The organism is Flavivirga sp. 57AJ16, from assembly GCF_028736925.1.
Taxonomy (GTDB): domain Bacteria; phylum Bacteroidota; class Bacteroidia; order Flavobacteriales; family Flavobacteriaceae; genus Flavivirga.
In genome coordinates, this window is record NZ_JAQZAT010000006.1 from 125,768 (window position 1) to 142,274 (window position 16,507).

At 34.4% G+C, this 16,507-nt stretch carries 10 protein-coding genes; 1 reads left to right on the forward strand and 9 read right to left on the reverse strand.

Features of this window, described 5'->3' with window-relative positions:
* Positions 1-7: 7 nt before the first annotated feature.
* The 4 genes from PQO00_RS08215 to PQO00_RS08230 form a co-directional block, all read right to left on the reverse strand.
* Complete coding sequence (locus tag PQO00_RS08215) at positions 8-868, reverse strand: MBL fold metallo-hydrolase (protein ID WP_274184360.1); 861 nt, start codon at positions 866-868, stop codon at positions 8-10.
* Between the two features lie 979 nt (positions 869-1,847).
* A complete protein-coding gene (locus PQO00_RS08220; protein WP_274184361.1) occupies positions 1,848-2,411 on the reverse strand; it encodes a transposase in 564 nt (187 codons plus the stop codon).
* Positions 2,412-2,537: 126 nt separating this feature from the next.
* The gene (locus PQO00_RS08225) at positions 2,538-4,736 is read right to left on the reverse strand and encodes a SulP family inorganic anion transporter (protein WP_274184362.1); all 2,199 of its coding nucleotides are present in this window, start codon (positions 4,734-4,736) and stop codon (positions 2,538-2,540) included.
* Positions 4,733-5,581: a universal stress protein gene (locus PQO00_RS08230; RefSeq protein ID WP_274184363.1), complete on the reverse strand. Its 849-nt coding sequence runs from the start codon at positions 5,579-5,581 to the stop codon at positions 4,733-4,735. Before PQO00_RS08230 ends, PQO00_RS08225 begins: the two co-directional genes overlap by 4 nt.
* A 673-nt stretch (positions 5,582-6,254) precedes the next feature.
* Between PQO00_RS08230 and PQO00_RS08235 the strand changes: the two genes are divergently transcribed.
* Positions 6,255-8,126: a sodium:proton antiporter gene (locus PQO00_RS08235; protein WP_274184364.1), complete on the forward strand. Its 1,872-nt coding sequence runs from the start codon at positions 6,255-6,257 to the stop codon at positions 8,124-8,126.
* 104 nt (positions 8,127-8,230) lie between these two features.
* Here the strand turns inward: PQO00_RS08235 and PQO00_RS08240 are convergent, their stop codons facing one another.
* The 5 genes from PQO00_RS08240 to PQO00_RS08260 all read right to left on the reverse strand — a co-directional run bounded on the left by PQO00_RS08240 (position 8,231) and on the right by PQO00_RS08260 (position 16,385).
* Entirely contained in the window at positions 8,231-8,929 is a 699-nt protein-coding gene (locus PQO00_RS08240) for a hypothetical protein (RefSeq protein ID WP_274184365.1), read from the reverse strand.
* Between the two features lie 323 nt (positions 8,930-9,252).
* Positions 9,253-11,655 (reverse strand): glycoside hydrolase family 31 protein, encoded by a 2,403-nt coding sequence (locus tag PQO00_RS08245; protein WP_274184366.1) that lies wholly within the window; start codon positions 11,653-11,655, stop codon positions 9,253-9,255.
* Between the two features lie 140 nt (positions 11,656-11,795).
* Positions 11,796-13,703, reverse strand: coding sequence for a 1,4-alpha-glucan branching protein GlgB (glgB, locus tag PQO00_RS08250; protein WP_274184367.1), 1,908 nt, complete (start codon positions 13,701-13,703; stop codon positions 11,796-11,798).
* 1 nt (position 13,704) lies between these two features.
* The gene (locus tag PQO00_RS08255; RefSeq protein ID WP_274184368.1) at positions 13,705-14,970 is read right to left on the reverse strand and encodes a glucose-1-phosphate adenylyltransferase; all 1,266 of its coding nucleotides are present in this window, start codon (positions 14,968-14,970) and stop codon (positions 13,705-13,707) included.
* The gene (locus tag PQO00_RS08260) at positions 14,967-16,385 is read right to left on the reverse strand and encodes a glycogen synthase (protein ID WP_274184369.1); all 1,419 of its coding nucleotides are present in this window, start codon (positions 16,383-16,385) and stop codon (positions 14,967-14,969) included. The genes PQO00_RS08255 and PQO00_RS08260 overlap by 4 nt, the downstream gene beginning before the upstream one ends.
* Positions 16,386-16,507 lie beyond the last annotated feature (122 nt).

Sequence of the window (16,507 nt, forward strand, 5' to 3'; positions counted from 1 at the left end):
ATTTTATTTAGTTAAATATATCATGAGAAGTATATGTGTTGTTTAGTCTAACTCCCCTTTCTGTTTTTTGTACGGTGATCATTTCATTATAGGCATCGTGTTCTAAAAACAAGTAGTAATTATTTTCGGCCGCGATGTTAAGAAATTTTTCTTTTTCGTTAAGTGATAATAAGGGTCTGGTATCGTAACCCATAATATAAGGAAGTGGTAAATGCCCAACAGTAGGCAATAAATCTGCCATAAAAGCGATGGTTTTATCCTTGTATTTAATAAGAGGGATCATTTGCTTATCGGTATGGCCGTTAGCAAAAAAGATATCAAAACCAAGTTCTGAATTATTAAGTAGATCGTTTTTTGGAAGCGATGTGAATTTTAACTGTCCACTTTCTTCTATAGGGATAATATTTTCTTTTAAAAAGGACGCTTTTTCACGTTTATTTGGTTGTGTTGCCCACAACCAATGATCTTGGTTGCTCCAAAAGTGAGCATTTTTAAAAGCGGGCTCATAGCCTGTTTTATCCTTGTTCCATTGAACGCTACCTCCACAATGATCAAAATGTAAATGTGTCAAGAAGACATCAGTAATATCATCAGGATGAAAACCATGTGCTTTAAGAGAGCCTTCTAAAGTGTGATTTCCCCAAAGATAATAATAGCTAAAAAACTTTTTGGATTGCTTATTCCCCATACCATTATCTATTAATATGAGCCTGTTACCATCTTCAATGAGCAAACAACGTGTTGCAAGCTCGATCATGTTATTTGCGTCGGCAGGATTTGTTTTTTCCCATAATGATTTAGGTACAACGCCAAACATAGCGCCACCATCAAGTTTTAGGTTTCCAGCATTTATGGGAAATAAGTTCATAGATGGTAAAATTAAACAAATCGCAATAAAAACCGTTATTTGTTAAGAATTTATTAAGAGAATTTCTATAAATAATTTATTGAAAGAAAAAGTTTTGTGTTAATTTTGCCTGTTATATCTAAATTAGCATATTAATTGAAATTATATTCCTTCTATTTTATTTTTTGCTTTCGCTTTAAGGTCAGCTTATAATATTGGGTATGTAGCATTTTCAATTAAACATAGATTATATTATTGAAACCTATTGTGTTAATAAGGAAAAGCCAGAATTACAATGTCATGGGAAATGTCATTTAGCAAATCAATTGACTGTAAATCCTGTTGATGATTCAAAAGGTACTTCATTTTTGGGCTCGATATTAGAGGCTTTCATTCCAGTTTATTTTCATAAAAATGCCACTTATTTTTGTTTAGAACAACCCCCTATTTTGGTTAAAAATAATTGGAACTACTGTAATGTATTTACCTCCTTAGTTAAGGAAATTTTAATCCCGCCTCCTCAGGTTTAAGACTTTTTTTGGACTTTTTATAATTTATATCTAGGTCTTACCAGGTATGGACCAACATCATTTATAAATTAATGAAGTTGAGAGGTTAGTCCATTCCATAAATTACATTTTATTACATATAACCTCTATGATTTTATGGGTCTACACCTATTGTCTGGGAAAAGTTGCGAAGTCGAGCATTCAAAACAGATAGTTGAACCACGTCTTTGTCGTGGCAGGCTAATCCCTCTAGATACTGAAACAAGTTCGGCACATAAAGGGGGATCTCAGGTTTTATACCTTTTATTCATCATGTACTGGTTATAAAATACTAATTAACGTGAGTTCGATGTAAGCATAATATTATCAAGCTGATTATCAATAATTTAACCTTGGTTGTCAGGTTGAGCGCAGTCGAAACCCATTTAAATAGCGGTTTTAATGTCCTTTCTCCGCTGCCGCACGAATCCTTTCGTGTGGTATTATACTCATTAACCATAGGTTCTAAACACAACAATATCCTTTATTAAGCCCTGTTCTCCTGCATAATCCATCGCACTACTATAAACATAATCTTCTGGTTTATAAACCAATCCTGCTTCTACAGGATTTTGATGAATATAATTTATCTTTTGTTCTATAACCTTGTTGCTCCATAGCTCAATAGGTTTATTATCATGCCTCCAAAATTGGTAATTCTTAACATTTGACGAAGTCTTAGCTGCTTTCTTAAATTGCTCTAACAAAAAGGACTTTCTACTTTCCTTTGTATTATCCTTTATGGCTTCTACAATGGCTTTACTTGTAAATCGCTTGAAGTCTCCTAACATTAATTCTGGCTTTTCGCCCTTTATACTTCTGAATATTAAATGCATATGATTTGTCATGATGCACCACGATGCAATTTCCATTCCTTTTCTTTGCTGACAAAAAGTTAAGCTATCCAATAAAATGTCTTTGTACATATTACGGGTAAAAACATCCAGCCAATTTACTACAGCAAAGCTTACAAAATATAAGCCTTCTGGGTTATGAAACTTATAATTTCTGCTCATAATCAAATGTAAGAAAAATCCTGATAATGTTTTTATTAAAAACTTTATTGTTAGGTTGATGCTAAAGTTAAAAACGGCTTATAATTACTTACCACACGAAAGGATTCGTGCGGCAGCGGGGGATTCCTATTCATGTTCAATAACTTCTTTCAAGCGTTTTCCAAAATCAAATAGTGCTTTAATTTCTTTAATGCTTGCTAAGCGCTGTTTCCCAAAAATCAATAAAGACTCTCCGTTAGATTCGACATGGTAATAAGGATTACTTTCAAAAAAGTGAACGAGATCATCATTAAAAAAAGCAGTTATAGCTTCTTCGTTATCACCTAATAAATAAAAGCGATTGGAAAAATCGGAATGATTTTGAATAGGGATATCCTTAAACCCGGCAAAGGCATAAACCTTTTCCAAAAAGCCTTCCCTGTCTAAAGTGAATTCGGGAATGGTATGATCTAATTTTATATGGAGCATGGTAGACCTAATAACTTCCTTGGCTATAAATTCACCTTCCGAAAACTCAATATCAAATAAATTTAAGATGCTATTTTCATAGGATAATTGATTATAGATATAGTTAATGGTCTTTGTGTTAAAAAATAAAAAATGATTTAAAAAATAGACATGCCTTAGCTTTTTAGAGTTGTAGTTTAAATGATAATCTTTGGCTAAATCTTCCATGCTTGTTTGGCGTCTGGTAAGATTATTTTTAATAATATTTGGTACAGGAAGTAAACGCCTTAAAGCAAAAGGGTGTTCGGAGTCTGTATCATGCATATCTAAGCCTATAACATCAAAATGCCCATCTCGTTTTTTAAAGAGTTCCTGGTAATCATGCATATTTTCCATGACGGTATGATCTACAAAACCACACATTGAAAAATCAACAATAATATCTTTGTCTTCTGGTACGGCATCCAGCTTATCTTTCAACTTATAATAGTTTAAAAAACTACAAAAATGTTTCACGCTAACGTAATAATTATCTTGTCCTTCTTCTTGATACATTAAAACATTAGGCTTCATAACATTTCTAAAAAACAAGGAAACTGTTTTATTGATAACAATATGAATTATCAAAGTGACGATAACACCTGCCAAAATACCTGTTATTAGCCCTATTTTTAAGGTTACTAACAGGGTTACAAAGAATATAATAAACTGTTCTTTGCCAATAGAGAATATTTTTTTAATAAGGTTAGGAGACGCTAGTTTATACCCAGTGTATACCAAAATAGCCATTAGGGCGGGCAATGGTATTCGGGTTAACTGTGTGGTAAATAAAACTATGAAAAGCACTAAAAAAACGGCATGAAAAAAGTTAGAAGACCTGTTGCTCGCACCATTATTTACATTAACAGAGCTACGGGCAATAACAGCTACAACATTTAATCCGCCTAAAAATCCGCTGCCAATGGTTGCCAAACCAAGTGCCTTAAGGTCTTTGTTTACGTTAGATCTTCTTTTTTCAGGATCTAATTTATCTACTGCTTTTATACTTAATAGCGATTCTATGCTGGCTATAAGAGTTATGGCTAGCACACTCGACCAAAACGAAAAACTACCAATACTGGAAAAATTCGGTAAGTGCATATCTGCAATAATGGTTTGAATACTAGGAATCCCGGAAATCATATATTCTTTAGCAATAGGGTTTGCCTCATGTGCTACCAATTCAAAATAATAGCTAAAACCTATGGATAATATAACGATCCACATAGGTGCCGGTATGAGTTGCAGATATTTATTTCTGATTTTAGAATAAAACAACATGATTGCTAAACTTAATATACCTGCTAAAGTGGCAAAGATCAATCCTTTATTTTGATAGTTTAAAGCGTGATTAATGGTAAATGGAATTTCAAACAGGTAATCTAAAGTATCTTCGCACTTGATTTTATGGGCGAGCATAATATGAAATTGTTTGCCTAAAATAATCAATCCAATAGCAGCTAACATCCCTTGAATGGCTGAAGACGGAAAAAAATCGGCTAATTTCCCCATTCTAAAAAAACCAAGTAAAAGTATTAGTATTCCAGAACATATAATGGCAGCATAAGCGCTTTCCAGGCCTAATGCTGTTATTGCTATTAGAAGTACGCCAACCAGACCGTTGCCGGGACCCGCTATAGTAACATAACTTCCACCAAAAATAAAAACAACAATGCCTCCCACTATTGCTGATATAATACCAGCTATGGGCGGTGCTTCACTAGCCATAGCCAACCCTAATCCAAGAGGTAATGCAATAAGGCTAACCACAAAACCAGAAAAAATATTTTTTGGTAATGCACTAAGGAAATCTTTTATTTTATTTTTTTTTGGACTCATTGAAGGATTAAGACATCGGTTGGTAACTCTGTTAAGATATGCTCTATATCATGTGGAAATAAACGATCCCAGAAAGTCATTTTACTGGGGGCATTCATAACCAATAGATCAGCTCTAGAAATTTGGGCATAATGCCCAATTGAATATCCTTGTTTACCAAAAATAGGCTGTAGTTTTGTAACTACATCTTTGGTGTATTTTTCAGGAATATGTTCTATAATATCTTTAATTCTGGAATTTTCCCTAAGCCTTATGCGCTCCTTGATAATATTAGCCTTACGTAAAGATTTATCATCATCAACTTTTACCGAAACTTGATCCTGTTTAATTTCTTCAACAATGGTGATTTTTTTTGACTTAAGTTGTTTGCCAACATAAAATGCTGTCTTGATGGTCTGCTCGGTTTTAGGATCTTTTAATCCATTTACAACAATGTGTTCGCATAGAACACGCTCTACCGAAGGCTTAATTAATAACAATACAGAACATTTTGCTTTACGGGTAATCTTTCGGGCAATGGAACCTACATAATATTTTAAAAAACGTTCACGCTGTACGGCTCCAAGAATTAAAAGATCGATATTTTTTTCTTCGGTAGTGGATAAAATAACGTCTACAGGTCTTCCTGGTTTGTATACAACCTCATAATCAAGATTATCTTTTTCAAAAGGCTTCAAAAAAAAATTAAGCATTTTAATTTTATCATCAGAGACCTCTCCAACATGAATTAAAAACAATTTTGATTTAAGGAAAAGGGAGAGTCTTGCTGCCTCATATAGGTTTGCTTTTAAATTAGGTGAAAATGCAGCACCAATACCAATACTTTTAAATGGTTGTAAAGACACTTTAATTGTTTAGGTTATAAGAGTAGAAAGATAGCATTTTTTTAAAACATTAAAAGGGCTTAATTAAAATCAATCATTTAATTTTATACGAAAAGTTGCTTTAATCGAAAAGAATTTCTCGACGCTCTGTGTCAAGGTTTTTGTTGATACTGGCGTCTGGTAGGTTGTCATTCCCGTGCGGTCACTGAGCCTTTCGACTTTAAGACAAACTAAAGCCGAAGCATATCTCTATGGCTCTGTCTCCTGGTTTGTTTCAAGACATTCTTTATTTAAAGCTACCGAGAGTACACACTATAAAAAAGACACGAATGGTACAAATTCACACGAATCCAATACATTATGGAATAGATTGGACACGGCATGAATAAGAATTCCTAGACTATATAAGCATGAAATCTGTCAATAGACAGAATAATTAGTGAAAATTTGTGCCATTCGTGTCCAATCTTTTTATTGTGCTTTATTTGTGTACTCACAGTAGCTATTTAAAGGAAGGGGTAGGTACAATAAACAGAAACAAGAAACTATAATGATCTAAAATTTCCATAACGAACAGTCAATACCCAAGGCAATAATTATAATGAAAGCTACGTGATCGAAAAAACAAATAATTATAAGCACATGAAATGATCTGTTTTACTTAAATTAGTGATTTTTATATAGATTTTAAGGGATGATAGAATTAGCTGGAATTATTATTTTAGGAATATTGGCTCAGTGGTTTGCCTGGAAATTTAAAATTCCGGCCATCTTGCCACTTATTCTCATAGGGTTGTTGGTTGGTCCCATTGCTGCCGAGTTTTTAAGTGAAGATGGCGCTAAATGGATAGAACCTATTTGGAATGGCAAACAAGGCTTGTTCCCGGGCGAAGGCCTATTCTACTTTGTGTCTTTGGCCATTAGTATTATCCTTTTTGAAGGAGGATTAACATTAAAACGTTCTGAAATAAAAAATTTAGGACCTGTTATTACTAAATTGATAACATTAGGATCTGCCGTTACTTTTTTTGGAGCAGGGATATTGGCACACTTTATTTTTGAATTAAGTTGGCAACTGTCGTTTTTGTTTTCTGGGCTTATAATTGTTACGGGACCCACGGTCATTACGCCTATTTTAAGAAATATCCCACTTAGAAAGGATATTTCAACGGTATTGAAGTGGGAGGGCATTTTAATTGACCCCATTGGTGCTTTGGTAGCCGTATTGGTATTTGAATTTATTAGTGTTGAAGGCGCTACGGGTTTTACTCAAATGGCCTTAATTGAATTTGGAAAAATTGTTCTTTTTGGTACTACTTTTGGCTTTACGTTTGCTCACGCACTAGCCTTTGCTATTAATAAAAAACTAATTCCTCATTATTTACTAAATGTTGTATCCCTTTCTGCGGTACTATTGGTTTTTGTGGCATCGGAAGTCTTTGCTCATGAATCTGGCTTATTGGCAGTGGTTGTTATGGGTATGGTTTTAGGCAATAGTAAATTAAACAATATAAAGGAATTACTTTATTTTAAGGAATCCTTGAGTATTTTACTGATTTCCATTCTTTTTATTTTATTGGCAGCTAACATTAATATTGAAGATTTAATGTTGCTTTATAGTTGGAAGACTGCTTTGCTTTTTGTGGTCATTGTTTTTATTATAAGGCCATTAGCCGTGTTTTTAAGCACCTTAAAATCTAAATTGAGAACAAAGGAAAAATTATTTATTAGTTGGGTAGGGCCACGAGGTATCGTTGCTGCCGGCATTGCATCTCTTTTTGGAAGTAAATTAATAAAACAAGGGGTTGAAGGCGCAGAGTATATTACGCCTTTGGTATTTATGATTGTTCTTGGAACGGTTCTGCTTAACGCAGCTACTGCAAGGCTATTTGCAAAGTTAGTAGGCGTATTTTTAAAAAAATCGGAAGGGATATTAATAGTTGGGGCATCTAAAGTATCTCGGTTAATAGGACACTATTTGTTAGCAAATGAAAGGCATGTTGTTCTTATTGACAGTAACGGGAGAAATATAGAGAAAGCCAAAGAGCTTGGTTTAGAAGCCATAAGCACTAATATATATGCCGATAATTTAATGGATAATATTGAATTGAGCGATGTGGGGTATTTAATGGCATTAACAGGTAACTCCGATATTAACAAATATGCTATTAATAAGTTTAGTAAACAATTTGGGGAAAATGGCGCCTTTAGATTAGTGACCACTCAAGAAATATTTGGTGATACAAACACCCCAAAAGAAGGTTTGTTTTCCCATAAAGATGATTTCAATTCATTGAGCGAGGTGGCCAGAAAGTTTCCTTCAATTCAGGAAATGGAATTGGAGGATAAAGAGCATTATAATAACTTAATTGAAATTACTAACAAAGACGATGATATTATTCCTTTATTCGTAAAAGATAATGAAGGTGAGCTTCACATTATTTCCTCAAGCAATTTAGATATTCCTAGTATTGAAAAAGGTTTTCAACTGGTATATTTGGGGAAACCAATTGATGTTGAAGACGTATCTGCTATAGAAGTTAACGCTTCCAATGATAAAGAGTAATCGTTTCTCATTTCAAACAAGAAATGGTATTCATTTTCTTTTTTCAAAAACGACTGTTCTCTAATAGGAATTGGGACACGTCACCGTAAACACTAACAAGAAGGCTATAAATAGGTGTTTTTGAAATGCCTCATATCATCAATTACTTTGCCTTTTATAAGCCAGGAAATTCCAAAGGGAACGACTGCTGTTGTTTCAAAAATGAATACATAGTATTTGAAAAACCACAAACCTTTTCCTATCTCTAATTTTTCAAGTATGATCATAAAAAAGATCAGCCCTACGGATATAAAAACAATGTTTCCGCAAATGCGGTATAATTTATTGTTTATATCGCCCTTATTTCGGGTAAATTTATATTTAGACATCCATCCCATGGAAAGGATAAATATCGCAGCGCTTATTATATGAATAATATTTTTAATCATGTTATCGTGACCAAATAACGGATAATCTTTACGCTCACAAATAAGATCAATGCTTGCACTGGTACTGCCTATGCATTGTGTTGGAACAAAAACAACAATAAGAGCGGCAAGACCGCCAATGTTGGTAATAAAATCATCACTTATAACTTCAGTAGCAGGGTCTTTTTTATAGCCTTTATAAGAAATTAAAAATAAAGCGAAAGCGGATAAAATTATAATAAAGAATAAAGAGGATAATGTGCAATAGTAATAATGACTTATTGAAGCTAGTAACTGCCCTTTAACAATAAGCAATATAAAAGGAAGACATAGACCTAAGGTTCCTATTAACTTTCTAATTCTATAATCTGAATTTTTAAGTTCTTGATGTACCATATTAGATTCTAGATTAAAGATATTTCATACAATGTACGAAAAAACTTTAAAATTTAATAGTGTCCAATATGCAGTTTTGTTATTTTTATTAGTCCACGCTTATTGCCTTTGGATTTAAAAAATAATAAGAGAGATTGTCACTCTGGTATAACTCGCATGAATTGCTTCAAAACCACTCGCCTTGATCTTCCCTTAGGGAGAAGACCTAATTGTTGTAATTGTCCCCTAGAGGGGATTTTAGGGATGTTTTTGAAGCAATTCACGTTAAAATCAGATAAAAGATAACAATGGATCTTTTTATCTTATAAATGGCCTATACCGCTTTAAGCCATAATATGAAGCTCTGTAAATTCCTTATTAAGGACTAATGTATTATCTCCATTAAGTTTAATATCCTTAAAAAGGATTTCTTCATTATCTACTTGAACTTTAGAAATTTTAAATGGTAAACCGTGCAAGCATAATTTAAACGTTTTGTATGTGGTTATAAACTTACCCGATTTGTGCTGCTGAATAATCAATTCATTTTCCTTGCCAAGCAATTTAAAGTCCCTTAAACTGTATCTTCCTTTAATGTAATCATAACCATCGGTAGCATCTTCATAAACCAAGGAGTTTTCTTTTCCTAATTTGTAATACACATCGAGTAATAGCTCATCGATAACTTTTTCGCCTACATATTGTTGTATGGGGTATTTAGGAATAATAGCACCTTCTTTTACAAATATTGGCATGCTATCTAAATCTGCATCTACCCATAATTCTTGTCCGCCACTTACTATTTCATCTGTCCAAAAGTTGTACCATTTGCCTCTAGGAATATACATACGCCTCCCCTTTTGGTTAGGGCCTGTAATAGGGCATGCCAGTATTTTTTCTCCAAAGATAAACTCATCATTTCTATAATGTGTTTGAGAATCTTTTTGATCGTACAATACCAAAGACTTCAAAATGGGAATACCTTCCTCTGCATAACGCCAAAAGGCAGTGTATAAATAAGGTAGTAATTGATATCTTAATTCGATAAATTTTCTAACGACATTGGTTACGGTGCTTCCAAAGGCCCAAGGCTCTTGATCTCCATGATCTCCAGAAGAGTGCGTTCTGCAAAATGGGTGGAAAATACCTAACTGGATCCAACGCGCATACAATTCGCCATTTGGTTGCTCTGCAAATCCGCCAATATCCGATCCTATAAAAGAGAATCCAGACATACACATACGCTGTGCTTGTAGGTTCGCTATGTTTAAATGATCCCATGTGGCTACATTGTCTCCAGTCCAGCTCGAGGTGTAACGTTGCGTACCAGAATAAGCAGCTCGTGTAATGACAAAAGGTCTTTTAGGATACGAGAATTTCTTTAAACCTTGGTAAGTTGCCCGTGCCATTTGCATACCGTAAATGTTATGCGCTTTTCTATGGCTACACTGGTTTCCGTCGTAATCATGACGTACATCTGCAGGAAATGTTTTTCCAGGAACGTCCATAACAGCAGGTTCGTTCATATCATTCCAAACCCCTTTAACCCCTATGTCTTCAACAAGTTCCTTAAATAAATTAGACCACCAATTTCTTACTTCGGGGTTCGTGAAATCTGGGAAGTAACATTCCCCAGGCCATACTTTGCCCTTCATATAAGGACCGTCTGCCCGTTTACAGAAATAATCTTTTTCAAGCCCTTCTTTAAACACAGCATAATCCATATCTATTTTAATCCCTGGATCTATAATAACAATGGTTTTAAAACCATCGTCTGCTAATTCCTTAACCATTCTTTTTGGGTCTGGGAAATACTCCTTGCTCCAAGTAAAACACCTAAAACCTTCCATATAATCAATATCTAGATAGATAGCATCACATGGAATTTGCAATTCTCTAAATTTAGCGGTAATTTCTTTTACGTTTGATTCTGGATAATAGCTCCATTTACATTGGTGGTAACCTAAGGTCCAAAGTGCTGGCAATTCATGAGGTTTTCCCGTTAAGTCTGTATAGTTTGCAACCACATCAGACATTTCCGGGCCATAAATAAAATAATAATTCATTTCACCTCCTTGCGCCCAAAAACTTGTTATGTTACGGCGTTCTTGGCAAAAATCAAAAAATGAACGAAATGTATTATCAAAAAAGATCCCATAGGATTTTTTATTATGTAGACCGGTGTAAAAAGGAATGGTTTTATAAATAGGGTCGGTATTTCTGCCATAAGCATAAGAATCTGTCACCCAATTTTCAAAACGTTTTCCCTTAAGGTTATTATCTACAGGTTTATCTCCTAGTCCATAATAACTTTCACCAGGCTGCGCCGTTTTGGACATTTTTACAACATTCCCGCCGTGTTCATAACTTTCTTCCCAATGGAATCCAAGTTCGTCTTCACAAATCAAGGTATTATCCTTAGCATCAAAAATAGAAGTGCGTAAGTCTAATTTTGAAATATGACAGATAAGCTTTGCTGTTGTAATAACATAATTATTATCATTTTCGGTAACTTCAAGATGATTATAGCCTCTACTTGCATATTTAGTTATGGCATAAGAGAAATCATTTTCAAAAATACCCACTGTCGTAAATCTGAATCGTAGGATACTATCACGGCGGACCGTAACTTCTAATACAACATTGTTTTCTGTGGTAAATGAGAGTACGTTTAGGTTTTTTTCGTATGAAACTATTTTGGAAGGAAACAGGTTTCCTTTATATTCTAATTCGGTGTTTAAAATCATAAAGAGAGCGTGATTTATTAAATGCCTAAATTACTAAATTTGGCAAGCATTGGTGGTTAGTTTTTATTAAAAAAGTGTTATGATAATTTGATAAAACACAAATAATCAGTATGATAATTAAATAAAGTGCAAATAAGCCATTATTTAAATTGAAATATAAGGATGCCTAACGGAGGTAATGTTATTTCCACCGAAAAATCTTTCCCGTTCCAAGGATCTTTTTTTGTTGCAACCTCTCTTTTGTTTATAACACCACTACCCCCAAATTCTTTGGCGTCACTATTGAAAATTTCTTTAATTTTTGATTTTATGGGAATGCCAATTTTGTAATTTTCTCTCACCTCTGGAGTTAAATTACAAACGACGATAACGTTATTTTTGGAGTTATATCCCTTTCTTATATACGACATGACACTGTTTTCATGATCATCAAAACTAATCCATTCAAACCCTTCACTGCTAAACCCTTTTTCATACAAAGCAGGCGTCGTTTTATAGAGTTTGTTTAATGCTCTGTAATAGTTTTGAAGGTTTTTGTGCGGTTCGAATTCTAATAGATTCCAATCTAGGCTTTGCTTAAAATCCCATTCGTTATATTGACCAAACTCACCACCCATAAACAATAATTTGGTTCCTGGGTGCGTAAACATATAACCATATAATAAGCGTAGGTTTGCAAAACGTTGCCATTCGTCGCCTGGCATTCTACCCAAAAGGGAGTTTTTACCATAAACGACTTCGTCATGAGATAAGGGCAGCATAAAGTTTTCGGTGAAAGCATATGCCAAACTAAATGTTATATCATTTTGATGGTGTTTTCTATAAATAGGCTCTTTGGAAAAGTACTCCAAAGTATCGTGCATCCAGCCCATCATCCATTTCATGCCAAAACCCAATCCGCCAGAAAAAACAGGTTTAGAGACCATGGGAAATGCTGTAGATTCTTCTGCAATGGTTTGAACATCTGGAAAAGAGCTATAAACTTCTTTGTTCAGTTCTTTTAAAAAACTAATAACGGCAAGATTCTCTCTACCTCCATAAACATTTGGTTCCCACTCACCATCTTCTCGAGAGTAATCTAAAAACAACATAGATGCAACAGCATCCACACGCAATCCGTCTGCGTGGTATTGTTCCATCCAAAAAATGGCATTACTTATCAAGAAGGATCTAACCTCGTTACGTTCGTAATTGAAAATCAAACTTTTCCAATCCTGATGATAACCTTTCCTTTTATCTGGATGCTCATATAAATGTGAACCATCAAAAAAACCAAGACCGTGAGCGTCTTCCGGGAAGTGAGATGGCACCCAATCTAAAATAATGCCAATATCGTTTTGATGTAGTTTATCAACTAGATATTTGAATTCTTCTGGATATCCAAAACGCGATGTTGGCGCAAAATACCCTGTTAGTTGATAACCCCATGAGGGATCGTATGGATATTCCATAATAGGCATGAGTTCTACATGTGTAAAATTCATGTCTTTTACATAGTTAACTAAATCTGTTGCCAATTCAAAATAAGACAAAAACCGATTTTCTTCTAAATGTTTTTTCCAGGATCCTAAATGTACTTCATAAACAGAAAAAGGGGCATCTATAGCATTATGCTTTTTACGCTTATTCATCCAATCGGCATCTTTCCATGTATAGTTATCGTCCCAAACTATTGATGCCGTTTTTGGTGGATGTTCACAACGCCTTGCATAGGGATCGGCCTTTTCTGTTTTTATATGGTCGTTATAGCTTTCAATGTGATATTTATAGATAGTGCCTTTTCCTATTAGGGGAATAAAGCCTTCCCAGATACCGCTAGAATCCCAGCGGACGTTTAATTGGTGTGTGCCTTCTTTCCAATGGTTGAAATCACCAATGACAGATACGGATTTAGCACTGGGAGCCCATACAGCGAAATAAGTCCCTTCAATACCGTCAATAATGGTGATATGAGAGCCAAATTTTTGATATAGGCGATAATGCTTGCCAATTTTAAAAAGATCGATGTCGAAATCTGTAAATAGACTATAGGGTTTTACTGACTTCATATTATTCTATTACAAAACCATTAGGGATTATAGCGTCTTTTTTAATAACGATGATGCCATCTTTAATCGCATAAGAATCTGTTTCGGTTGGTTCTAAATGCGGACCTCCATTAATTCTTACATCATCACCAATACAGCAATTTTTATCCAGAATGGCATTTTTTATAAAGCAACGCGCTCCAATACCTATAGAATTTATATTAGGATTCATAATATCCTCTAAATTTTGATAATGATCACTGCCCATCATATAGGTGTTTATAATTGTGGATTCGTTGCCAATCCTGGAACGAATGCCTATAACCGATTGTTCAATTTTTGCGGCACTAATAATACAACCTTCTGCAACGACTGTTTTATAAAGAGTCGTACCCGCTACTTTTGTTGTAGGGAGCATTCGGGCTCTGGTATAAATACGTTTGGATCTGTCGTATAAATCGAAATCTGGAATATCTGCCGTTAGTCCAATATTAGCCTCAAAGAAAGAGTCTATATTCCCTATATCCGTCCAGTACCCTTCATATTGATAGCTTAGTGTTTTATGTTTATCTATATTTTGAGGAATAATTTCTTTACCAAAATCTATGGTAGATTCATCTTTCATTAATTCTACCAGCAAATCTCTATTAAAGATATAGATACCCATGGATGCAAGATAGTTTCTTCCCTGGGATTTCATTTTGCCACTTACATCAGAGACCCAATCTGGTAACAAACTGGCATCTGGTTTTTCAATAAAAGAAGTAATAATATTGTTTTCATCGGATTTTAAAATACCGAAGCTTGTGGCGTCTTTTTCGTTTACTGGAATAGTAGCAATTGATATTTCAGCACTGCTATCTTCATGTGCTTTTATCATAGCCTCATAATCCATCTGATATAATTGGTCTCCAGAAAGAATTAAAGCATATTCAAAATCATTTCTTAAAAAGTGATGCATGCTTTGGCGAACAGCATCTGCGGTACCTTGAAACCAGCCTTTATTTTCGGGAGTTTGTTCTGCCGCAAGCACATCGACAAAAGCCGAACTAAAAAAACTAAAATGATAGGTGTTTTTAATATGACGATTTAGTGAAGCCGAATTAAACTGTGTTAATACATACATACGTTTTATATCAGCATTAATACAATTTGAAATAGGAATATCTACTAACCTATATTTTCCCGCAATAGGAACAGCAGGTTTAGATCTTGTTTCTGTTAGTGGATATAATCTGGAGCCTTGGCCGCCCCCTAAAATAATGGCTAAAACTTTATCGTTAATCATGCTTTTTCTAGTTTAATGGATTTATATAGTTTAATGTATTCTTTCGCAGATGCATCCCAAGAGTGGTTAATTCCCATAATTTGCACACTTAGTTTTCTGTAAATGTTTTCGTTTTTATAGAGAGAAACACCTCTATCGATAGCATTTGTTATGTCCGAAACGGTGACTTCTTTATGGGAAATACCGAATCCGTTTTTTTCTGAAATATCTATAACAGTATCTTTAAGTCCTCCAATACTTCTTACAATGGGTATGGTGCCGTACCTTAGTGCATACATTTGGTTGAGGCCACAGGGCTCGACCCTTGATGGCATAAGTAAAAAATCGGCACCGGCATAAATAAGATGCGACAAGGATTCGTCGTATCCTATAAAAGCATTATAGCTGCCTTTATGAGCCTCTTTAAGCCGTTCTAGCTGAATCTCTGTCTCATCGTGACCAGAGCCTAATAATAAGATGGCTGCGTCTCCTTTTTTAAGGATGCCATTAAATACTTCGGGAAAAAGATCCGATCCTTTTTCTCCTACTAATCTGCCAATAAAGGCAAAAAGAGGTTTGTTAAAGTCTAAATTAAAGGCATTGCATAAATGCTTTTTATTTGCTTCTTTTCCAGAAACCACTGTTTTGGTAGTATAGTTAGAGATCAAGTAGTTGTCGGTTTCTGGGTTCCATACGTTCCAATCGATACCATTTAGAATCCCAGAACATTTGGCACTTTCATGATTTAAGAGATTTTCCAATCCGTTGGCAGCTATTTTTAATTCCTCCATGTAGCTAGGAGATACCGTGGTTACTCTCCAGGCACATTTTATGGCCGCTGCTAATGGGTTTACACTGCCATCCCAATCTAAAAGACCAGCATTATTAAAATTAAAAGCAGGAATTAAATTTACTTTTTTATGAGAAAACCATCCTTGGTATTGAGCATTATGTATCGTTAAGATATTTGGTGTGTTTCTAAAGGGTTCATATTTAAAACTTTCTTGCAGCATAAAAGGGATAAGCCCTGTATGGTGGTCATGACAGTGTATATAATCTGGATATGTGTTCCAGGTTAACATCCAATCTAAAGCCGCAATTTGAAATGCTAAAAACCGTTCCGTATCATCATTAGAGTAAATATATTCCTTGAATAAAAGTTCGGGAACATCAACAAAAAATATGTCAAAACCTAAAAGAGGTTCTTTTAAGGTCAATATTTTAAAAGCATACGATATGTCCCCTAAATCTAATTGAGATTTATAAACAGTATTAAAGGTATTCGCCTTGGTAAATGTGTTATTATAAAAAGGCATAATAACTTGGGACGAAAATGTGGCACTGTGCTGATATTTAGGCAATGCCCCAACAACATCTGCCAATCCTCCTACTTTAGCTACTGGGTAGCACTCTGCGCTTATGTGTACAACGTTCATATATAATTTTGCATATCTTATAAACATACAAAATTATTATCTGATTTTTTTGATAGATTTTATTTTTAAGGAAAATAAAGTATATATAGGGTTAATTGATATTATTGATAATAAAAATCAAG